Annotated in this window: 20 protein-coding genes; 14 read left to right on the forward strand and 6 right to left on the reverse strand. The window is 60.7% G+C overall.

Going from position 1 to position 19,897, the window contains the following annotated elements:
• Positions 1–33 precede the first annotated feature (33 nt).
• The 3 genes from JL39_RS24060 (at position 34) to JL39_RS24070 (ending at position 1,949) form a co-directional block, all read left to right on the forward strand.
• Positions 34–699, forward strand: coding sequence for an arylesterase (locus JL39_RS24060; protein WP_037156706.1), 666 nt, complete (start codon positions 34–36; stop codon positions 697–699).
• Between the two features lie 66 nt (positions 700–765).
• Positions 766–1,356 (forward strand): RNA 2',3'-cyclic phosphodiesterase, encoded by a 591-nt coding sequence (gene thpR, locus JL39_RS24065; protein WP_037156708.1) that lies wholly within the window; start codon positions 766–768, stop codon positions 1,354–1,356.
• A 185-nt stretch (positions 1,357–1,541) separates the two neighbouring features.
• A complete protein-coding gene (locus tag JL39_RS24070; protein WP_037156710.1) occupies positions 1,542–1,949 on the forward strand; it encodes a YkvA family protein in 408 nt (135 codons plus the stop codon).
• Between the two features lie 11 nt (positions 1,950–1,960).
• Here the strand turns inward: JL39_RS24070 and JL39_RS24075 are convergent, their stop codons facing one another.
• Entirely contained in the window at positions 1,961–2,518 is a 558-nt protein-coding gene (locus tag JL39_RS24075; protein WP_037156713.1) for a sigma-70 family RNA polymerase sigma factor, read from the reverse strand.
• Positions 2,519–2,855: 337 nt separating this feature from the next.
• On the opposite strand from JL39_RS24075, the gene JL39_RS24080 reads away from it, so the two are divergent.
• From JL39_RS24080 to JL39_RS24100, 5 genes are all read left to right on the forward strand, one after another.
• Entirely contained in the window at positions 2,856–3,359 is a 504-nt protein-coding gene (locus JL39_RS24080) for an invasion associated locus B family protein (RefSeq protein WP_037156715.1), read from the forward strand.
• Between the two features lie 240 nt (positions 3,360–3,599).
• Positions 3,600–4,817 (forward strand): 23S rRNA (adenine(2503)-C(2))-methyltransferase RlmN, encoded by a 1,218-nt coding sequence (gene rlmN, locus JL39_RS24085; RefSeq protein WP_152601267.1) that lies wholly within the window; start codon positions 3,600–3,602, stop codon positions 4,815–4,817.
• An 87-nt stretch (positions 4,818–4,904) separates the two neighbouring features.
• The gene (locus JL39_RS24090; protein WP_037156719.1) at positions 4,905–5,858 is read left to right on the forward strand and encodes an ABC transporter substrate-binding protein; all 954 of its coding nucleotides are present in this window, start codon (positions 4,905–4,907) and stop codon (positions 5,856–5,858) included.
• A gap of 127 nt (positions 5,859–5,985) precedes the next feature.
• A complete protein-coding gene (locus JL39_RS24095; protein ID WP_037157277.1) occupies positions 5,986–6,867 on the forward strand; it encodes an ABC transporter permease in 882 nt (293 codons plus the stop codon).
• Positions 6,864–7,658 carry an ABC transporter ATP-binding protein gene (locus JL39_RS24100; RefSeq protein WP_037156721.1) on the forward strand — a complete coding sequence of 265 codons (795 nt, stop codon included), beginning with the start codon at positions 6,864–6,866 and terminating at the stop codon, positions 7,656–7,658. The genes JL39_RS24095 and JL39_RS24100 overlap by 4 nt, the downstream gene beginning before the upstream one ends.
• A 5-nt stretch (positions 7,659–7,663) precedes the next feature.
• Here the strand turns inward: JL39_RS24100 and JL39_RS24105 are convergent, their stop codons facing one another.
• Both JL39_RS24105 and JL39_RS24110 read right to left on the reverse strand, forming a co-directional pair.
• Positions 7,664–8,305, reverse strand: a complete 642-nt coding sequence (locus JL39_RS24105; RefSeq protein WP_037156723.1) for a LysE family translocator — start codon at positions 8,303–8,305, stop codon at positions 7,664–7,666.
• A 69-nt stretch (positions 8,306–8,374) separates the two neighbouring features.
• On the reverse strand, positions 8,375–9,232 hold the full coding sequence (locus tag JL39_RS24110) for an SDR family NAD(P)-dependent oxidoreductase (protein WP_037156725.1): 858 nt from the start codon (positions 9,230–9,232) through the stop codon (positions 8,375–8,377).
• A 194-nt stretch (positions 9,233–9,426) separates the two neighbouring features.
• On the opposite strand from JL39_RS24110, the gene JL39_RS24115 reads away from it, so the two are divergent.
• Positions 9,427–10,650: an argininosuccinate synthase gene (locus JL39_RS24115; RefSeq protein WP_037156727.1), complete on the forward strand. Its 1,224-nt coding sequence runs from the start codon at positions 9,427–9,429 to the stop codon at positions 10,648–10,650.
• A 52-nt stretch (positions 10,651–10,702) separates the two neighbouring features.
• Here JL39_RS24115 and JL39_RS24120 read toward each other — a convergent pair whose 3' ends face one another.
• Complete coding sequence (locus JL39_RS24120; RefSeq protein ID WP_037157279.1) at positions 10,703–11,878, reverse strand: multidrug effflux MFS transporter; 1,176 nt, start codon at positions 11,876–11,878, stop codon at positions 10,703–10,705.
• Between the two features lie 22 nt (positions 11,879–11,900).
• Positions 11,901–12,365: a MarR family winged helix-turn-helix transcriptional regulator gene (locus tag JL39_RS24125; protein WP_037156729.1), complete on the reverse strand. Its 465-nt coding sequence runs from the start codon at positions 12,363–12,365 to the stop codon at positions 11,901–11,903.
• Between the two features lie 148 nt (positions 12,366–12,513).
• Between JL39_RS24125 and JL39_RS24130 the strand changes: the two genes are divergently transcribed.
• Complete coding sequence (locus tag JL39_RS24130) at positions 12,514–13,155, forward strand: LysE family translocator (RefSeq protein ID WP_037156731.1); 642 nt, start codon at positions 12,514–12,516, stop codon at positions 13,153–13,155.
• Between the two features lie 14 nt (positions 13,156–13,169).
• Here JL39_RS24130 and JL39_RS24135 read toward each other — a convergent pair whose 3' ends face one another.
• Positions 13,170–13,592, reverse strand: coding sequence for a hypothetical protein (locus JL39_RS24135; RefSeq protein ID WP_037157281.1), 423 nt, complete (start codon positions 13,590–13,592; stop codon positions 13,170–13,172).
• A 187-nt stretch (positions 13,593–13,779) separates the two neighbouring features.
• On the opposite strand from JL39_RS24135, the gene JL39_RS24140 reads away from it, so the two are divergent.
• From JL39_RS24140 to JL39_RS24155, 4 genes are all read left to right on the forward strand, one after another.
• On the forward strand, positions 13,780–15,870 hold the full coding sequence (locus JL39_RS24140; protein WP_037156733.1) for a M3 family metallopeptidase: 2,091 nt from the start codon (positions 13,780–13,782) through the stop codon (positions 15,868–15,870).
• Positions 15,871–16,011: 141 nt separating this feature from the next.
• Positions 16,012–17,127 carry an ABC transporter ATP-binding protein gene (locus JL39_RS24145; RefSeq protein ID WP_037156735.1) on the forward strand — a complete coding sequence of 372 codons (1,116 nt, stop codon included), beginning with the start codon at positions 16,012–16,014 and terminating at the stop codon, positions 17,125–17,127.
• A complete protein-coding gene (locus tag JL39_RS24150) occupies positions 17,120–18,079 on the forward strand; it encodes an ABC transporter substrate-binding protein (RefSeq protein ID WP_037156737.1) in 960 nt (319 codons plus the stop codon). Before JL39_RS24145 ends, JL39_RS24150 begins: the two co-directional genes overlap by 8 nt.
• Positions 18,080–18,090: 11 nt before the next feature.
• Positions 18,091–19,773 carry an iron ABC transporter permease gene (locus tag JL39_RS24155; protein WP_037156739.1) on the forward strand — a complete coding sequence of 561 codons (1,683 nt, stop codon included), beginning with the start codon at positions 18,091–18,093 and terminating at the stop codon, positions 19,771–19,773.
• Positions 19,774–19,897 lie beyond the last annotated feature (124 nt).

Below are 19,897 nucleotides of genomic sequence, written 5' to 3' on the forward strand. Positions count from 1 at the left end.
CGTTGCGGTAGCGTCCAATCTAGGAGACGGATCGTGAGTTTTAAAGCAAGCCTCCTTCACTTCATCGTCATGTTCACGCTCTGCTTTGCCGTAATTCCGGCGGCCGCACAGGATACTGGAGGTCGGAGCGAGCCGATCCAGCTTGTCGGCTTCGGGGACAGTCTGATGGCCGGATATCAGCTTGCTCCTCCCGAATCCTACACGGCGCAGCTCGAGGCAGCGCTGAAAGCGAAAGGCCATGATGTCGCCGTCACCAATGCCGGCGTTTCCGGCGATACGACGTCCGGCGGACTTTCCCGTATCGACTGGTCGGTGCCGGACGGGACGGATGGCGTGATCCTGGAGCTCGGCGCCAATGACGCCTTGCGCGGGATTTCCCCGGAGCAGTCGGAGAAGAATCTCGATGCGATCCTCGCGCGCCTCAAGGAGCGGAACATTCCGGTTTTCCTGGTCGGCATCCTCGCTCCACCGAACATGGGTGGTGATTATGCGGAACGCTTCAATCCGATCTACAAGCGGCTTGCCGACAAATATGAAATTCCGCTTTATCCCTTTTTCCTCGATGGTGTGACCACGGTGGAGGGCATGCAGCTTGACGATGGCATGCATCCGAACGCCAAAGGGGTTTCGGTGATGGTCGAGAAGACGATCCAACCGGTCGAAAGCTTCCTGGGGGAGATCAAGGCTAAACGAAAATAATATCTTGCACGGAACCCTGTTGCGTGATTCGCTGTTAGCATCTGCAAGAGATTCGAGGAGGTCCCCATGCCGAGACTTTTCACCGCCCTCGAAATTCCGCGCAATGTGGCCATGAGCCTCTCACTTCTGCGCGGGGGGCTTCCCGGGGCCCGATGGATCGATGTCGAGAACTACCACATCACGCTACGCTTTATCGGCGATGTCGATGGACGCACGGCCGACGAGATTGTTGACCGGCTGGATCGGATCGACAGGCCGGAATTCCAGGCGACGCTGACGGGGATCGGTTCCTTCGGTTCCAAGAAGCCGCATTCGATCTGGGCCGGCGTTGCTCCTTCGCCGGAAATGTATGCGCTCCAGGCGGAAATAGAGCGGATCTGCCAGCGGATCGGCCTGCCTCCCGATCCGCGCAAGTTCATGCCGCATGTGACGCTGGCGCGGCTCAAGAATTGCCGTCTGGACGATGTGGTGCATTACCTCTCCGGCCGCGGTAATTTTTATACGGCGCCCTTCACCGTGGGGCGTTTTGTGCTGCTCTCATCGAAAGAATCAGTCGGTGGCGGCCCCTACCTCACGGAAGAGGTTTTCCCGCTGCGGGAGGTTGGCTACAGTCACGCCTATAGTGCCGATCTGGAGCCGGTGAAAGGCCTCCTTTAGTTTGAACCGGAATGGCTCAACAGCCACTCGAAGGTGGACGCGCTCCTGATCGCACACGCGGCGGGAAGCCTGCCCGATCGCGATCGCAAACTTGCCTGCGCGATGGACAATGCATCCTTCCGTCGCAATTGAACTTCACCGTCCAGCTCCCATATTGAGGCATGCGTTGAGCGAACGGAGCAGGTATGGACGACGTGAAGATCGGCGAGATCCTCTTGCCGGGCGACGAGGATACGCAGAACCGCCAGGAGCGGCAGGTGCGCGCCAAATTCTGGCCAACCCTCAAGCGGGCTGTCCGGCAAATACCGCTCAGCCGCGACCTGATTGCCGCGTACTATTGCGCGATCGATCCCCGGACACCGGTACGCGTGCGTGGCGTGCTGCTCGCCGCACTCGCCTATTTCGTTCTGCCGGTCGATTTTCTGCCCGACTTTTTCGCCGTGGTAGGATTCACCGACGACCTCGCGGTGCTGGCCGCAGCCTTCCGGATGATTCAGGGGCACATCGCCGACCGGCACTATGAGGCCGCCGATCTGGCCCTCACGGATGATCCGGATGTAACTGCCGGACCTGCGGCGGATGGTCGCAGGTAGCCTTGTATTTTCTATGACGGCTCTTCCAGCGCCCTTCGAAGGCGTTCGAAAGCGAGCCTGATTCGCGATTTCACGGTGCCGAGCGGCAGGCCGGTGGAAGATGCGATTTCCGAATGGGACTGGCCGAGGAAGAAGGCCGCTCGCACAAGTTCCATCTGCTCGTCGGGAATTTTGGAGAGTGCTGCGCGCACGCGCGCATCCCGCTCCTCCCTTTCAAAAAGGGTATCGACACCCGGCGCCTCGGTGACGAGAAACAAGGGTTCATAGGCGTCCATCCGCTGATGTCTGGCGCGGCGTTCCGTATCGATGCGGCGATTGCGTGCGATACGGAAAAGCCACGTAGACAAGGAGGATTGGGCCGGGTCGTAGAGGTGGGCACGGTGCCAGAGGATGGTCATCACTTCCTGCACCAGTTCTTCCGCTTCATCCGGCTTCATCGCGCGTTTGACGAGCCAGGACTTCAGACGCGGCGCAAAGTAATCAAACAGCGCCGCGAAAGCCATCTGATCGCGCTCACAGGCCACTGCCTTTGCCAAGCTGACGAAGTGGTCTTTCTTGTCCAGGTCCATTTATTCTGCGCAAACTTTCTGATGAGATTCGCGTCATATTCGACCATTCTAATGTCATTGGAACAATTAGGAAAAGGACAAACTCTTGCCCCAATCCTTGTGTCACTGGCATCGACGAAACGCACGAAATTCCCCGCCGGGTAAGGGGTCGGGGGCCATTGCGAGGAGAGAGAAACCGCGCATGGGTAAAGGGGCGGATTGGGACATTCATCGAATTCCGACGGCGCGATTGACGGTTTGGTAACCAGAAACAAGTCAAAATGGGCCGAATCAGGATCATGCCTGGCAAGGCTTGCCCGCTCGGGCCGTTGTAAGAAGACAAAACCGGCAGGAGACCATGTCTGTAAGAATAATTGTAACCGCATTGGCACTGACGCTGGCAAGCGCCGGCATCGCTTCAGCCCAGACGCCCACCCGTATACAGCAGTTCAAGGCATGGGGTGCCTATTCCTATAAGTCGGGCAGCAGCACCGTCTGCTACGTGCTTTCGGTTCCGACCACCAAGGAACCGGCTGCGGTCGATCATGGCGATATCTTCTTCATCGTCTCGCAGCGCCCTGGCCAGAACATTTCCTACGAGCCGCAGGCGATGATGGGTTATCCGCTGCAGGCGAATTCGAAGGTCAACGTGACGATCGACGGCAAGAATTTCGTGATGTTTACCAAGGACAAGGCTGCCTGGGTCGAGAATGCGGCGGAAGAGCCGGCGCTGGTTGCGGCGATGAAGACAGGTCAAAACATGAGCGTGAGTGCGGTCTCCGGCCGCGGCACCAAGACCTCCTATGCCTATTCGCTGTCGGGCATTTCCGCCGCGCTGAAGCAGATCGAATCCTGCAAGTAAGACCCGTTCCATCCTATCCCATGAAGGCCGGTCCTCGACCGGCCTTTCGTATTTCCGCAAGAATGGTGACGCGGCGGCAATTTGATGATAAAGCCCCGCCTCAACAATGGTGCGGCGCTTGAATTGCCTTCCGGACCAATCCAGATTTCACAGACAGACATGCCTTTCCTCTTCCTGCAGGAGCGCGGGACGGGGTGATGTATTCGATGGGATAACAAGATGTCGGTTTCCGAGGCCGTGATGGCCCCCCTCAAGACGCCGCTCGTGCCGCGTCCGGACCTGATGAGCGGCAAGCCGTCGCTGATCGGGCTGACGCGCGAGGCGATGGCGGACGCGTTGAAGGAAAAGGGCGTGCCGGAAAAGCAGGTGCGCATGCGGGTCAGCCAACTCTGGCATTGGCTTTATATACGCGGCGTATCGGACTTCGATGCGATGACCAATGTCGCGAAAGACATGCGCGAAATGCTGAAGGCGCATTTCACCATCGCGCGTCCGGAAATCGTCGAGGAACAGGTCTCCAACGACGGCACCCGCAAATGGCTTTTACGTTTTCCGCCACGGGGGGCAGGCCGCCCGGTGGAGGTCGAGACCGTCTACATCCCGGAAGAAGGCCGGGGCACGCTCTGCATATCGAGCCAGGTCGGCTGTTCGCTGACCTGTTCCTTCTGCCATACCGGCACGCAGCGTCTGGTGCGCAACCTGACGGCGGAGGAAATCCTTGCCCAGCTTCTGCTCGCGCGCGACCGGCTCGGCGATTTCCCGGGTACGGACACGCCGCCTGGCGCATTCGTGCCGACCGGCGAGCGCAAGATCACCAATATCGTCATGATGGGCATGGGCGAGCCGCTCTACAATTTCGAGAACGTCAAGACGGCGCTGCTGATCGCGACGGATGGCGACGGGCTGTCGCTGTCGAAGCGGCGCGTCACGCTCTCGACCTCCGGCGTCGTGCCGGAAATCTACCGGACCGGCGAGGAGATCGGCGTGATGCTGGCGATCTCGCTGCACGCCGTGCGCGACGAACTGCGCAACATGCTGGTGCCGATCAACAAGAAGTATCCGCTGAAAGAGCTCATCGAAGCCTGCCGCAGGTATCCGAGCCTGTCGAACGCCCGCCGCATCACTTTCGAATACGTGATGCTGAAGGATGTCAACGACAGCCTGGAGGACGCCAAGCTGCTGGTGCAACTGCTCAAGGGCATTCCGGCCAAGATCAACCTCATTCCGTTCAATCCCTGGCCGGGCACGAACTATCAGTGTTCCGACTGGGCGCAGATCGAGAAATTCGCCGACTTCATCAACCAGGCGGGGTACGCCTCGCCGATCCGCACGCCGCGTGGCCGGGATATCCTCGCCGCCTGCGGCCAGTTGAAGTCGGAATCGGAACGCATGCGCAAGACCGAGAGGCTTGCCTTCGAGGCGATGATGATCGCCGGCCATGGCGAGGATGAAGAATAAGCCGGATTGACGGTTACTTGGGCCCCGTCGATTGATTTTGGCGCTTCCTTTTCCTAAAAGCGCTGAAATCTAAACGGAGGACATCCCATGCGTTCGGTTCTGCTTGCCTTTGCCGCCACTCTGGCGGTCTCTCTGCCGGTTCAGGCGGAAAATGTTACGGTTGCGGTGACGGCGATCGTGGAACATCCAGCACTTGATGCGACGCGCGATGGCGTGCGGGATGCGCTGGCCGCAGCCGGCTACAAGGACGGCGAAAACCTCAAGTTCATGTATGAATCGGCGCAGGGCAATCCGGCTACGGCTGCGCAGATCGCCCGCCAGTTCGTCGGCGAAGATCCGAACGTGATCGTTCCGATCTCCACCCCCTCTGCGCAGGCGGTTGTATCCGCCACCCGCGATATCCCCGTGGTCTTCACGGCTGTTTCCGATCCGCTGGCTGCGCAGCTCGTGAAGGACATGGAAAAGCCGGGCGGCAATGTGACCGGCCTTTCGGACATGTCTCCCGTAGGAGAGCATGTCGCCCTGATCAAGGAGATCCTGCCCGAAGCGAAGACCATCGGCTATCTCTACAATTCCGGCGAGGCCAATTCGGTGGCACTTCTCGCCGTGCTGAAGGTGGAAGCCGAAAAGGCGGGTCTGAAGATTGTCGAATCCGCGGCCACCAAGTCGGCCGAGGTGCAAGGTGCTGCCCGCGCGCTGGTCGGCCGCGCCGATGCGATCTACATTCCGACCGACAACACGATCATCTCCGCGCTGGAAGGCGCAGTCGCCGTTGCCCAGGAAAGCAAGCTGCCGCTTTTCACGGCGGATACGGATTCCGTCTCGCGCGGCTCGCTGGCGGCGCTCGGCTTCAACTACTACGATGTCGGCAAGCAGACCGGCGAACTGGTCGTGCGCGTCCTCAAGGGCGAAAACCCGGGCGATATCCCGGTTAAGGTCGCCAGCGGCAGTGATCTGGTCGTCAACAAAAGCGCCGCGGCAAAGATGGGCGTCACGTTGCCGGAAAGCGTTCTTAACCGGGCGAGCCGTGTGATCGAGTAAGTTCGCGCCGGAGATAGTCAGGCAGGACCGCTCCCATCCCGGTGGGAGCGGTTCGTGCTATTTTAAACGAAATTGCTGCCGCTCCGGCATGTCGGGGCGCAGAGACGCGAAACAAAGGGCTGGCAACGTGAGTCAGATCGCTTTCTGGGGAGCCGTGGAGCTGGGGCTGGTCTATGCCTTTGTCGCTATCGGCGTTTTCCTCGCCTTCCGGGTCCTGGATTTCCCCGATCTGACCGTCGACGGGTCCTTTCCCCTCGGCGCGGCCGTAACGGCGGTTTTGATCATTGCCGGCGTCAACCCCTGGCTTGCCGCGGCTGTGGCAATGGTCGCGGGGGCCATCGCCGGGATGGTCACGGCGCTTCTCAACGTCCGTTTCCGCATCCTCAACCTGCTGGCCTCGATCCTGACGATGATCGCGCTTTTTTCCGTGAACCTGCGCGTCATGGGAAAGCCGAATGTCGCGCTGATCAACGCGGATACGATGCTCAGCCCGTTTTTTGGACTGGGGCTCAGGGACTTCTATGTGCGGCCGCTTTTCGTCGGCGTGCTCGTCCTCTTCGCGGTCATTCTCGTCTGGCGTTTCCTTGAAAGCGATATGGGCCTTTCGATGCGGGCGACGGGCGCCAATTCCCGCATGGCCCGCGCTCAGGGTATCGATACGAGCCGGCAAATCTATCTTGGCATGGCGCTTTCGAATGCGCTCGTCGCACTGGGAGGCGCGCTTTTCGCTCAGACGAACGGCTTTGCGGACGTGACCTCCGGCGTGGGCACGATCGTTGTCGGTCTCGCCGCCGTCATCATCGGAGAGACGCTGCTCGGCACCCGCGGCATCCTCGTCGCGTTGATCGGATGCGTGCTCGGCTCGATCCTCTATCGCATTGCCATCCAGCTCGCGCTTTCGACCGATATGCTCGGACTGCAGGCGTCAGACCTCAATTTCGTGACGGCGGTGCTTGTCACCGTGGCGCTTGTTCTGCCGCGCCTTCGCCGTGGAGGGACTGCCTCGTGATTTCGCTCAGGGATATCAAGGTTGTTTTCGGGCGTGGCACGCCGCTGCAGAAGCAGGCGCTGAACGGTGTCAACCTTACGATCGAGGAAGGCTCCTTCGTAACGGTGATCGGCTCCAATGGTGCCGGGAAATCGACGATGCTCGGGGTTCTCGCGGGCGATGTCATCGCCACCGAAGGTCAGGTGATGATCGGCAGCAGCGACGTCACGCGGAAGGGAACCGCTGCGAGGGCCGGTCTGGTCGCACGCGTCTTCCAGGACCCTTTGGCGGGTAGCTGCGGATCGCTCTCGATCGAGGAGAATCTTGCCCTTGCCGCCCGACGCGGCGAGAGGCGCGGTCTGGCCGCCGCACTCGGTCCACGCCGCCGCGAACTTTTCCGGGAACGGGTCGCCGACCTCGGCCTCGGCCTCGAAAATCGCATGAGCGACCGGATGGACCTGCTCTCCGGCGGCCAACGCCAGGCGGTCTCGCTGGTCATGGCGACACTTGCCGGCTCGGAGGTACTGCTCCTCGATGAGCATACCGCAGCACTCGATCCCGGCATGGCGGAATTCATCATGAACCTCACCCAGAAGATCGTCTCCGAACGCAGGCTGACGACGCTGATGGTGACCCATTCCATGCGCCAGGCGCTGGATTTCGGCCATCGCACGGTCATGTTGCATGGTGGCGAGATCGTCCTCGATGTAGCGGGAGACAGCCGCAAGAACCTTCAGGTGGAGGATCTGATCGCAATGTTCCGCAAGATGCGCGGGCAAACCCTGGATGATGACGCGCTGCTGATCGGCTGATCGGCTCAGCGCGCCTGGGTAAAGAAGATCTTTGCCGCGAAGATCGAGAAAACGCCGGCGAAGGTGTAATCGATGCCGCGCAAAACCTTCGGATTGGCCTGCAGCCAGCCGGCCAGCCCGTCGGCCGCGAGCACGACGATCAGGTTCACCGGCATGCCGATCACGATGAAATAGAAGCCGAGGAAGATCAGCTTCTCGGTGACCGCCGGATCGCCGGCGGTGACGAATTGCGGCAGGAAGGTCATGAAGAAGATGATGACCTTCGGGTTGAGGATATTGACCCAGAAGCCGGTCGAAATGTTGGCAAGCGCGCTGCTCTTCGTTCGTTCCATCTTTTCTACCGAAAAGCTGGAACCGAAGCGGATTGCCTGGATGGCCAGCCAGAGAAGATAGGCCGCACCGCCGGTCTTCAGGATGAAGAAGGCGGTTGGTGATGCGGTGATCAGAGCCGAGATGCCGAAGGCGACGAGCAGCGTATGGCAGACGACGCCAAGACTTGTGCCGAGCACGACGAAAAGCGCCGGGCGGCGCCCCTGCGCAAGTGCACGGCTGATCGACAATGTCATGTCCGGTCCCGGCGTCAGCGCCAGAAGCAGGCCGGCGGCCGTGAAGGCGAGAAGGGTGGCAAGGCTTGGCAGGAAATCCATAGGCGTTCTCGAATAGCCGGTAATGAGATGCACCATTACCCGGCTTTCGAGGCCATGTGAATTCGTCCGTCAGCGTTTGGAAATGAATTCCTTCGATATTTCGGCGAAATCCGGATGCCAGCGCGACAGCGGCGGGCGGTTCTCGATGATGTCGCCGGTTGCCCAGAGCATACGGCGCTCGTCGGTTGCGCGGTCGACATCGTTGTCGGGGCAGAGGATATAGAAGTCGCCGCGTTCAAGGCTCGTCAACATGAATTCGACCGTCTGCTCCGGCGTCCACGCGCCGGCCGGTTTTTCCGCGCGGTCTCCCTTGGTGAGGCCGGTGAAGACGAAGCCGGGGATCAAGAGATGCGCCGAGACCCGGCAGTTCGGCGTGTTGCGCAGCTCATGCTGCAGGGCTTCCGTGAAGGCTTTGACGCCCGCCTTCGCGACGTTGTAGGCCGGATTGCCCGGTGGCGTGGTAATGCCCTGTTTCGAGCCCGTATTGATGATCAGCGCCGGTTCGCCATGCGCGATCATGGCCGGCCCGAATGTCTGCGTTCCGTGGATCACACCAAGCAGGTTGACGGCAAACGTGCTGTCCCAGCTTGACTGCGGTCCGAATATCGAGCTCCCCGGGCTGATGCCGGCATTGTTCATCAGCACATGTACGCGGCCGAAGCGCTGAAGCACTGCGCGTTCGAGAGCGGCAATCTCATCCGGCCTGGAGACATCGGTGCCGATCGCGACGACATCCGTTTCACCGTCTTCGTGAAGGGCTGCGACTTCGCGGCACGCATCCGAAAGCCGGTCGCCTTCGAGATCGGCGAGCACGACGGACAACCCCATGCGGGCGAATTCTCGTGCTGCAGCAAGACCGATGCCGGACGCGGCACCGGTGATGACGGCGACATTTTCCTTCTTCAGAGCGGGATGAGTAACGGCCATGAAAGTCTCCTCTATGACGCTGCTGTTCAAAGGTAGGCGCGGATATGGAGCCTATAGCAGAACGCGTCAACATGACATGACGGTTACGCTTCCCCCGGTTTTTCTTGCGCGTCCCAATAAACTCGCTAAAAGTGCCGCAATTCCCCGATCCGACGGTTTTAAACCGCCGCCACCCGCAGACGGACTAAATCGACATGGCACTCCCGAAAGACGTAAAGAAGGTCGTCCTCGCCTATTCCGGCGGTCTCGACACCTCGATCATCCTGAAATGGCTGCAGACTGAACTCGGCGCCGAAGTGGTGACCTTCACCGCCGACCTCGGCCAGGGCGAAGAACTGGAGCCGGCGCGCAAGAAGGCCGAGATGCTCGGCATCAAGGAAATCTTCATCGAGGACGTGCGCGAGGAATTTGTGCGCGATTTCGTCTTCCCGATGTTCCGCGCCAATGCCGTCTATGAAGGCGTCTATCTGCTCGGCACGTCGATTGCCCGCCCCTTGATCTCCAAGCATCTGATCGAGATCGCCAGGAAGACCGGTGCCGATGCGATCGCACACGGCGCGACCGGCAAGGGCAACGACCAGGTCCGCTTCGAGCTTTCGGCCTATGCGCTGAACCCGGACATCAAGATCATCGCTCCATGGCGCGACTGGGCCTTCAAGAGCCGCACTCAGCTACTTGAATTTGCCGAACAGCACCAGATTCCGGTTGCCAAGGACAAGAAGGGGGAAGCCCCCTTCTCCGTCGACGCCAATCTTCTGCATTCGTCCTCTGAAGGCAAGGTGCTGGAGGACCCGGCACAGGAAGCGCCGGAATACGTGCATATGCGCACCATTTCGCCGGAAACGGCTCCAGACAAGGCGACCGTCATCAAGGTTGGTTTCAGAAAAGGCGACGCCGTCTCCGTCAATGGTGTGGCGATGTCGCCCGCCACGCTGCTCGCAACGCTCAATGACTATGGCCGCGATAACGGCATCGGTCGGCTCGATCTCGTCGAGAACCGGTTTGTCGGGATGAAGTCGCGCGGCGTCTACGAGACCCCCGGCGGCACTATCCTGCTTGCCGCTCATCGCGCGATCGAGAGCATCACGCTCGACCGTGGTGCAGCCCATCTCAAGGACGAGCTGATGCCGCGCTATGCAGAGCTCATCTACTACGGCTTCTGGTTCTCGCCGGAGCGCGAAATGCTGCAGGCCGCGATCGACAGGAGCCAGGAGCATGTGGAAGGCGAAGTGACGTTGAAGCTCTACAAGGGCAACGTCATGGTCATCGGCCGCGAGAGCGAAAAATCGCTTTACTCCGACAAGCTGGTCACCTTCGAGGACGACCAGGGTGCTTACGACCAGAAGGATGCAGCGGGCTTCATCAAGCTCAATGCGCTGCGCCTCAGAACGCTCGCCAAGCGCAATTTCGCGAAATAGCCGTAGAATTCGGATTGTTGATGCCCGCTTCCTCAAAAGGAGGCGGGCTTTTTCATGCCTTGCTGCTGGCGCTGCGGAAGCCGATGTAACCGAATACCGCCATGATATGCATGGCCGGAATGATGATGCCGAAGGCGGGCAGCGGCGAGCCGATCGAGGCTGCGGCGACCCCGCCGACAAAGCCCGCTCCCATCTGGATGAAGCCCATCATCGCCGAGGCGGAACCGGCAATGTGCGGAAAGGGAATGAGGCCCGCCGCGGTGATATAGGGTACGATAAACGCGATGCCGAATGCGCAGAGCGCCACCGGGATCATGATGGATGCAAACGAAGGTGGCAGAAAGTGAACGGAAAGCGCCATGGCAATGGCGCCGGAGCCGCTGAACAAAAGGCCCACAGCCGGAGCGCGCTCAGCCGGCAGCCATCTTGAGACAATCCGCAGGCATATGGACCCTGTCAGGTAAAAGCCGGACTGCATCAGCATGCTCATGCCGAACTCAGTCGGCGTGAGCCCTACCTTCTCGATCATGATGAACGGCAGGACGGCTGCCTGAGCATACATGGAGCCGACGGCGCCTGCGAGAACGAGCGCGGTAAACAGGAAGCGGGGAAGCCTGATGATTTCCGCATAGGCCTCGATAAGGCGAAGCGGTTTCAACCGGCTGCGATCCGGCACCGTCGTTTCCCTAAGACAGACGGTGGAGAGGAAGACCAGGAGTGCGCCGAAACCGACCATCAGCAGAAACACGGACCGCCAGCCGAAGGCGGCCAGTGCGAGACCGCCGATCGTCGGTCCGAGGGACGGACCTACCGCCAGGATGATGCCCATCGTATTGATGATCCGCGCCGCGTCACCGCCATTGAACTGGTCGCGAACGATGGCGCGCGACACGGTGATGCCGACGGAGGCGCCGATCCCCTGGACAAGCCGGCCGGTGAGAACCCATTCGACCGACGGGGCGAAGGCGGCGAGCAAAGAGCCCATAAGGTAGATGATAAGGAAGCTCAGCGAGGCAGTTTTGCGGCCGAAGGCGTCCGAAACCGGTCCCGCGACCAGTTGAGCCAATGCAAATCCAGCAAAATAGAGAGACAGCGACATCTTGATCGCCGCTTCCGTCGTGGCGAAGGCGCGCACCAGTTCCGGCATGGCCGGCGTGTAGATCGCCATGGAGATCGGCCCGATCGCCGTCAGCAGGGCGCCAATGATCGTGGTGCGGCGCTCGCTCATCGGCGCGGGGATGGGCGGCATATTATCGGTTTTCATCGGATGCTGTCTGGGACCCATGGGAAGGATTGGCGGCCTGAAGATTAGCGTTGAAGACGGCGAGCGTCTCGCGCAGGATACGATTGCTTTCCTCGCTCAGACCTTCGGTCGCTTGTGCCAGAATGATGTCCAGCTCCTTGCGGATCGCTTTGATCATCTCCTCGGAAGCCGGTTTCAGCGTTATGCGTTTGGCGCGCCGGTCCACGGAACATTGCTGCCTCTCGATCAGCCCCAGTGACTGCAGCTTGTCGAGATAGGCGCAGAGCGTCATCGGCTCGACGCCCATGCGGGCCGCGATATCGAGCTGCCGACTGCCGCCGGCCGCGGCGATATTCATCAGTGCGCGCGCCTCACCCGGCGTCAGGCCAAGACCCGCCTGCGCAATGCGGCGCTCGAAGGCGGCGCGCAGAAGGCGTGCACTGTCGACGATCAGAAAACCCAATGTGTCCATTTTCCAGCCCCTCCATTCTTCGGAGGATTTCGTAAGGTTCCCTTACTATCTTTCGCGTGCAAGGCAAACGGAAAACCCAGGTTCGATCTGCATTGACACGGACAAAACCGGCGGCAAAACTGTCGCAGTCTTCCGTCGGAGCCCATCCATGTCCTCTTCCTTGCTTGCAGGCACCTTTCTTGCGGCGCTCGCCTATACGCTCATTCCCGGCCCCGCGTTTCTCGCGCTCCTTGGTATCGGGGCGGGGCAGGGGCGTCAGGCGGGCGCTTTTTTCATGGGTGGGCATCTGGCTGGAGACATTCTCTGGTCGGCGCTGGCGCTGGTGGCGATCATCGGTGCGAAGACGATCGGCACGACCTTTTTCGACGTGCTCGGCGTCATCTGCGGGCTTTATCTCGGCTGGATCGGCTGGAGCGCGCTCAATGCGAAGCCGAAGGATGGAGGCGGTGCGCTGATGGCGGTCGAAAGACCGTTGCGGCGCGGCCTGATCTTCGGGCTCACCAACCCAAAAGGTTATCCGGTGGCGCTTGCGACTTTCACGGCATTGCTTGCCGGTTCATCGGACGCGCTGGAATTTTCCGGCCTGCCCATGCTGCTTGCCGTTTCCCTGCTCGGCTTTCTCACGGCCGACATCGTGCTCATCGGGATTATCGGCGCAGGTGTCGTGCGGCGCTTCTACCGTCGGCATGAGAGAGTGATCGTCAGGCTTTCCGGGCTGCTGTTCATCGGCTTTGCAGTGCAGGCGCTCTGGCATTCGGCGCCCAGTCTTTTCGGATACCGCCGCGCCTGAGCGCGCCTGGCCAGTCATACGTCCAGGAAGGCCATCACCGAGCGCAGCACGTCGGCGCGGCGCGTATCACCGAGCGACATGGCGATTTCGAGCTGGTTGCGGTAATAATCGTGAAAATCGAAACCGGTCTCGTCGGTCACCTGCGACAGGTCGATCAACTGCCCCTGAGCATCGATGGCGTGGGTTGGGAGTTCTTCGGAGAGCGTGGCATAAGTCTCCTGGTCAATCTTGCCGGCCTGATAGTTCTGCCAGGCCAGTTCACGAAGATCCCGCGGCGTGATCGCCGAAAAATCGACCGGCGAATCGACCGTCTCGGGCACCTGAAAGGCAATCTGGCCGTGCCGGCTTTCCTGCTGCGAAGACTTTTCGATCTTGCTGTTGCGGGAATTGTCCCGTTGCAGAAAATGGGTGGACCAGCGCAAGGAACTGATTTCCATGGCCATATCCTTGATCATCGGATACCGCCCAAAAGGTACCTGCGAATACTGCACTGCGTCAAATAGTTAATAACCGTTAATTATCAGGTATGATTTTTTGTCCGAGACTGAAAAGGAGGGCACGGATACCTATTCTCGCCGCCTTCTCCTATATGAATGATGACGCATCGTTTTTGAGGGATATTTCATGTCTTCCGATCTTCCGCTGAACCCCGCCCTTGTGGAATGGAATGGTCATCACGGACTGCCGCGTTTCGACGAAGTGAAGGACGCGGATTTCTCGCCGGGGTTCAATGCGGCACTTGCCAGCCACGAAGCGGAGATCGATGCGATCGCCAATAACCCGGCGGAGGCGACATTTGCGAATACGGTCGTGGCACTGGAGATTGCCGGCGACGAGCTTTCGCGCATCTCGGCGCTGTTCTGGGGCAAGGCCGGGGCGCATACAAACGAGACCATCCAGGCGCTGGAACGCGAGATTGCGCCGAAATTATCCCGCCACTACTCGAAGATCGGAATGAATGCCGCGCTCTTCGCGCGCATCGACAGGCTTTGGGAAACCCGCAAGGAACTCAGCTTGACCGTCGAGCAGGAACGGGTGCTCGAACGGCACTGGAAGGGTTTCGTCCGTGCCGGTGCGAAGCTGCCGAAGATCGAGCAGGAGCGGCTTGCGGATATCAATGAGAAGCTTGCCGGCCTCGGCGCCCGTTTCGGGCAGAATGTGCTGGGCGACGAAAAGAGCTGGTCGCTGAAGCTTTCCGACGAGGCCGAACTCGACGGCCTGCCGGGATTCCTGCGCGATGCCATGGCGGCCGCAGCTCGCGAGCGGGGCGAGCAGGACGGATATGTCGTGACGTTGTCGCGGTCGATCATCGAGCCCTTCCTGACCTTTTCCACCCGCCGCGACCTGCGGGAGCAGGCTTTCAAAGCCTGGGTGGCAAGAGGAGAAAATCCCGGAGAAACTAACAATCTCGGCATCGTGCGCGAGACGCTGGCGCTGAGAGCCGAAAAGGCGAAGCTGCTCGGATATGCGAATTTCGCGGCCTTCAAGCTCGACAACACGATGGCGAAGACGCCGGAGGCGGTGAATACGCTTCTGCGCCAGGTTTGGGAGAAGGCACGCGCCAAGGCGCTGGAGGAAGAGGCAAGCCTCGGCGGGCTGATCGCCGAAGAGGGCAAGAATCATCCGGTCATGCCGTGGGATTGGCGCCACTATGCGGAAAAGCTCCGCCAGCGGATGTTCGATTTCTCCGAGTCGGAGCTGAAGCCCTATCTGCAGCTCGAAAAAGTGATCGAGGCCTGTTTCGACGTCGCTGGGCGGCTTTTCGGCATCAAGGCGGTCGAGGTGAAGGGGGTTGCCACCTATCACCCTGACGTGCGGGTGTTCGAAGTCTACGACAAGGACGGTTCGCTGAAGGCTCTGTTCCTTGGCGATTATTTCGCCCGTTCCTCCAAGCGTTCCGGCGCCTGGATGAGCTCGTTCCAGTCGCAGCACAAGCTGATGCTGAAGAACGGCAGGAAGGGCGAACTGCCGATCATCTACAATGTCTGCAACTTCGCCAAGCCCGCCGAAGGCAAGCCGGCCCTGTTGTCGCTTGATGACGCCAAGACGCTGTTCCACGAATTCGGCCACGCGCTGCACGGCATGCTGTCGGACGTCACCTATCCGTCGGTTTCCGGCACCGGCGTCGCCCGCGATTTCGTCGAACTACCTTCACAGCTTTATGAGCATTGGCTGACCGTGCCGGAAATCCTCGAAAAATACGCTGTGCATTACGAGACCGGCGCACCGATGCCGAAGGCCTTGCTGGACAAGGTGCTGGCGGCCCGCACCTTCAATGCCGGATTTGCGACCGTGGAATTCACCTCCTCCGCGCTGGTCGACATGGCTTTCCATGCGGACGGGCCGGTCGGTGATCCGATGGCGGTGCAGAAGCAAGTCCTTGATGGGATCGGCATGCCGTCCTCGATCGTCATGCGTCATGCGACGCCGCATTTTCAGCACGTGTTTTCCGGCGATGGCTATTCGGCGGGCTATTATTCCTACATGTGGTCGGAAGTGCTGGATGCCGACGCCTTCTCGGCTTTCGAGGAAACCGGCAACGCGTTCGATCCGGTGATGGCCCGCAAGCTCAAGAACAATATTTATTCCGTCGGCGGGTCGATCGATCCGGAGGAGACCTACAAGGCTTTTCGCGGCAAGCTGCCCGACCCGCAGGCCATGCTCAAGAAGAAGGGGTTGGCCATGGTCGAGGAACTTACCGGCAGCGACGCCTAGCTGAGGCTTTTCCCGGATCATTGCCCTAGCGCCGGGTGTGACAGGTTGGCGGCGCACTTTGGAGTATCTGGCTACCTGTCACATGACTGTCATGGAACCTTAATATGCAACCGGCATCGCCCTCATTGATGCCGGCCCCCCATGACGTCTCATCTCTCAGCGACCGATGCTGCCGTCTCGACGGCCGCGCTGGAATTGCATTATGGCGCGACGCCGGTGCTGAAAGGCATCGACATTTCGCTTTCCAAGGGGAAAACGCTGGCACTGCTTGGCCCTTCCGGTTGCGGCAAGACGACCTTGCTGCGGCTGGTCGCCGGATTGCTAGCACCAACCAAGGGCTCTGTCGCGATTGCCGGCCGGGTGGTCGCGGATGCCGCGACCGGCAGTTTCGCGCCGCCCGAGAAGCGCAATCTCGGCATGGTCTTCCAGGATTATGCGCTCTGGCCGCATCTGACGGTCGGCAGCAATGCCTCTTTTCCGCTCGAAATGCGTGGCATCGGCCGGGCGGAGCGACAAAGCCGGACGATGCGGGCGCTCGAACGCGTGGGCCTTGCCGCCTATGCCGACCGCCGGCCAAGCGATCTTTCGGGCGGCCAGCAGCAGCGGGTGGCGATCGCCCGCGCCATCGTCGCCGAACCGCAGCTCATTCTTTTCGATGAGCCTCTTTCAAACCTCGATCGCGAACTGCGAGAGAACATGGTCGGCGAGCTTGCCGAACTGATCGCGACTCTCGGATTGACGGCCATCTATGTCACGCATGACCACAGCGAAGCGTTGACGCTTGCAGATGACGTTGCCGTCATGCGCGGTGGCCTGATCGAGCAGCTCGCCTCTCCGGATGAACTGGTCGAGCGGCCGGCATCGCCGGAAGTGGCGGACTTCCTGCGGCTCGGCGGCATTGCCGATCTCGAATACCGGGACGGGCTCTGGTTCTTCAAAGGCAGTGATGTGGCATTGCTCCGGGATGCCGGCCGCGCCGGCGCGGACTCTCGTGTCCTGATCCCCGTTGCCTCCATCACGCCGGGAGAGATAGCGCCGGGCCGTCTGGCGGCGACCGTGTTGCGTTCGCAATTTCGCGGCGACGGACACCTCGTGACCGTTTCGCTCGCCGGGCTCGCCAAAGTCGAATTGCAGCTGTTGAGCCGTATCAAGCTGCGGCCGGGAGACAGTATCGGCCTTTCAATCGACCCGGATCAGCTCCGCTGGTTCGACAATAAAGTTCATTCATCCAAAGAGGAGAATTTGGAACATGCTTAAGTTATTGAAGAGCATTACTTTCGGCCTCGTCGCCGCAGCGTTGACGGCAGGCGTCGCCCATGCCGACATCACAGTCTACACCGCGGGTCCGCAGAGCCTCATCGACAAGCTGTCGGCCGGCTTCACCAAAGAGACCGGCATCAAGGTCAACGTCTTCCAGGCCACGACCGGCAAAGTCATGGCTCGTATCGAGGCGGAAGCTTCCAACCCGGTCGTCGACGTTCTGATTTCCGCGTCCTGGGACACGGCCACCGACTTCGCCAAGCGCGGCTGGCTGCTTGCCTATACCAGCCCGAACGCCGCCAAGGTGCCAGACTTCCTGAAGACCGACACGGCCGTTGCCCAGGGCATCTCGGCGCTCGGTATCGCCTGGAACACCAAGAGTGGTACGCCGAAGCCGTCCGAATGGGCGGACCTTACCAAGCCGGAATACAAGGATCTCGTCAACATTCCGGACCCCGCTCAATCCGGTTCCGCCTTCGAACTCGACGCGGCTCTCGCAAACCAGGACGAATTCAAGCTCTTCAAGGACCTGAAGGCCAATGGCGCGATTATCGCCGGCGCCAATGCGGAAGCCCTGAACCCCGTTCTGCAGGGCGCCAAAGCCGCCGTCTTCGGTGCCGTCGACTACATCACTTTTGCCGCGAAGGCCAAAGGCGAGAGCGTCGATGTGATCTTTCCGGCTTCCGGCACGGTCATCGCGCCGCGTCCGGCTATGATCCTCAACTGGTCCAAGCATCAGGACGAGGCCAGGAAGTTCATCGACTACATGCTCTCCGACGAGGGGCAGAAGATGGTTGCCGACACGAAGCTCATGCCGGCCCGCACCGATATTCCTGCCGACAGGCCGCTGATCAGTGACCTGAAGCTGCTGAAGTATGATACCGCCGACGTCTACGGCAAGCGCAAGGAAACGCTGGCTGAAATCACCAAGATCTACGGCGGCAAGTAAGGAACGGTTGGATGAAGGTGAAAGGCGGCATCGGCGGTGCGGCTCCGGCTGCCTGGCTCGCAATCGCGGGACTGATTGTCATCGTCGCCATTCCCTTCATTGCCGTGGTGCTACAGGGCATTTTCCCCGACCTCGGACAGGGTTCGTTCGCGAACCCTTTCTCCTCCTTCATCGCGACGTTGGGTGACGGTGCGCTGATCGGCATGGCCGCAAATACCGTGCTGCTCGGTAGCTGCGTCGTGCTTGCTTCGGCACTGATTGCCGTTCCGCTCGGGGTTTTCCGGGCACTCTACCGCATCCCCTTGGCGCCGGTCTGGGATGTGCTGCTGCTCGTGCCCTTCATGATCCCGCCCTATATCGCGACGCTTGGCTGGATCATGACCTTGCAGCCGCGGGGATACCTGCAGCAGCTTGCAGGCTTCAATCTCGCGCCTTTCCTATTCTCGCTGTTCGGCATGACGCTGGTCATGACGTTCAACACGTTTCCGGTCGTCTATTTCGCGGTGTCGCGCACGGTCGAGGCGGTAGGAGCTCGCTATGCGGATGTTGGCCGGGTGTTCGGCGCAACGCCGGCTCGCGCCTTCTGGCGGATCACGCTGCCGCTTTCGGCGCCCGGTCTCGCCGCGAGTCTCATGCTCGTTTTCGCCGCGGCCATCGAGGAATACGGCACGCCGGCGGCGCTCGGTCGGCGCGCCGGTTTCCAGGTGCTCGTGACGGGCATCGATCTCAGGATCACCGATTGGCCGATCGATTTGCCGGGCGCGGCGCTCCTGTCGATTCTGCTTGTCGCCATGTCGCTGGTGACGTTCCTGGCGCAGCGCTGGATTCTCGCGCGGCGCTCCTACCAGACGGTCGGCGGCAAGCCGACGGCGAAGGACAAGCGCCCGCTTGGGGCGCTGAAAATCCCCGTCATGATCGCATTTGCTGTCGTGGCGTTCCTGGCGACGGGCGTGCCGCTTCTGACAATCCTGTCAACGGCGCTGTCACGGACCATTTCCGGCGGACTGGCGCTGGACAATATCAGTTTCGCCAACTTCCAATCCGTCTTCGCCAACGGCGCCGGTGCGCTGGGGGCTCTCGCCAACAGCTTCTCGCTCGGCATCGGCACGGCGTTGATCACCGGCCTTGTCGGCGTCATGGCCGCCTATACGGTGGTGAAGACGAAGATTCCGGGCCGCATGACCATCGATATCATGACCATCCTGCCGAATGCCCTGCCGGGCATCGTGGTGGCTGTGGGCCTCATCCTCGCCTGGAACATGCCCTGGCTGCCGGTGACGCCCTACAACACCGCCTTCATCCTGCTGCTTGCCTATTGCTGCATCCTGCTGCCGCAGCCGGTGCGCTATACGACGGCGGCATTCCAGCAGATCGGAGATAATCTGGAGGCGGCGGCGCGCGTCTTCGGCGCGAGCAGTTTTACGGCCTTCCGTCGCATCCTTCTGCCGCTCGTCTTCCCGAGCCTCGCTTCCGCAATGCTGCTCGTCTTTGCGCTCGCCTCGCGCGAACTGGTCGCCTCGGTTGTCGTCGCCCCGGTCGGCATGCAGACGATTGCGACCTTCATCTGGCGGCAATTCGAGCAGGGTTCGATCGGGCTCGGGATGGCCATGGCCTTCATTGCCATCCTGATCACCACGCTTCTGCCGCTTCTTCTGCTGACGCTCCTGAGGCGCAGCGGCCTCGTGGCGGAGTAACCGTGTTCGCCGCCCTTGATTGCAATTGTAACCGCATCCCCTTTCGCGAATGCGAAAAAAAGGATATGAGCCCGCCAACGAAATTTGGCGCGTCCTCCCGTTCATCGCGCCGCAGCCTCAGAGA

Origin of the sequence: Rhizobium sp. YS-1r (assembly GCF_000757525.1) — a bacterium.
GTDB lineage: Bacteria > Pseudomonadota > Alphaproteobacteria > Rhizobiales > Rhizobiaceae > Neorhizobium > Neorhizobium petrolearium.

What these genes read in the sequence shown, in the direction of transcription:
- JL39_RS24155 (WP_037156739.1), top strand. Translation starts at nt 18,091, where the DNA reads ATGAAGGTGAAAGGCGGCATCGGCGGTGCGGCTCCGGCTGCCTGGCTC.
- JL39_RS24080 (WP_037156715.1), top strand. Translation starts at nt 2,856, where the DNA reads ATGTCTGTAAGAATAATTGTAACCGCATTGGCACTGACGCTGGCAAGC.
- JL39_RS24125 (WP_037156729.1), bottom strand. Translation starts at nt 12,365, where the DNA reads ATGGACACATTGGGTTTTCTGATCGTCGACAGTGCACGCCTTCTGCGC.
- JL39_RS24070 (WP_037156710.1), top strand. Translation starts at nt 1,542, where the DNA reads ATGGACGACGTGAAGATCGGCGAGATCCTCTTGCCGGGCGACGAGGAT.
- thpR (WP_037156708.1), top strand. Translation starts at nt 766, where the DNA reads ATGCCGAGACTTTTCACCGCCCTCGAAATTCCGCGCAATGTGGCCATG.
- JL39_RS24145 (WP_037156735.1), top strand. Translation starts at nt 16,012, where the DNA reads ATGACGTCTCATCTCTCAGCGACCGATGCTGCCGTCTCGACGGCCGCG.
- JL39_RS24115 (WP_037156727.1), top strand. Translation starts at nt 9,427, where the DNA reads ATGGCACTCCCGAAAGACGTAAAGAAGGTCGTCCTCGCCTATTCCGGC.
- JL39_RS24075 (WP_037156713.1), bottom strand. Translation starts at nt 2,518, where the DNA reads ATGGACCTGGACAAGAAAGACCACTTCGTCAGCTTGGCAAAGGCAGTG.
- JL39_RS24090 (WP_037156719.1), top strand. Translation starts at nt 4,905, where the DNA reads ATGCGTTCGGTTCTGCTTGCCTTTGCCGCCACTCTGGCGGTCTCTCTG.
- JL39_RS24120 (WP_037157279.1), bottom strand. Translation starts at nt 11,878, where the DNA reads ATGAGCGAGCGCCGCACCACGATCATTGGCGCCCTGCTGACGGCGATC.
- JL39_RS24130 (WP_037156731.1), top strand. Translation starts at nt 12,514, where the DNA reads ATGTCCTCTTCCTTGCTTGCAGGCACCTTTCTTGCGGCGCTCGCCTAT.
- JL39_RS24140 (WP_037156733.1), top strand. Translation starts at nt 13,780, where the DNA reads ATGTCTTCCGATCTTCCGCTGAACCCCGCCCTTGTGGAATGGAATGGT.
- JL39_RS24110 (WP_037156725.1), bottom strand. Translation starts at nt 9,232, where the DNA reads ATGGCCGTTACTCATCCCGCTCTGAAGAAGGAAAATGTCGCCGTCATC.
- JL39_RS24105 (WP_037156723.1), bottom strand. Translation starts at nt 8,305, where the DNA reads ATGGATTTCCTGCCAAGCCTTGCCACCCTTCTCGCCTTCACGGCCGCC.
- JL39_RS24135 (WP_037157281.1), bottom strand. Translation starts at nt 13,592, where the DNA reads ATGGAAATCAGTTCCTTGCGCTGGTCCACCCATTTTCTGCAACGGGAC.
- JL39_RS24150 (WP_037156737.1), top strand. Translation starts at nt 17,120, where the DNA reads ATGCTTAAGTTATTGAAGAGCATTACTTTCGGCCTCGTCGCCGCAGCG.
- rlmN (WP_152601267.1), top strand. Translation starts at nt 3,600, where the DNA reads ATGGCCCCCCTCAAGACGCCGCTCGTGCCGCGTCCGGACCTGATGAGC.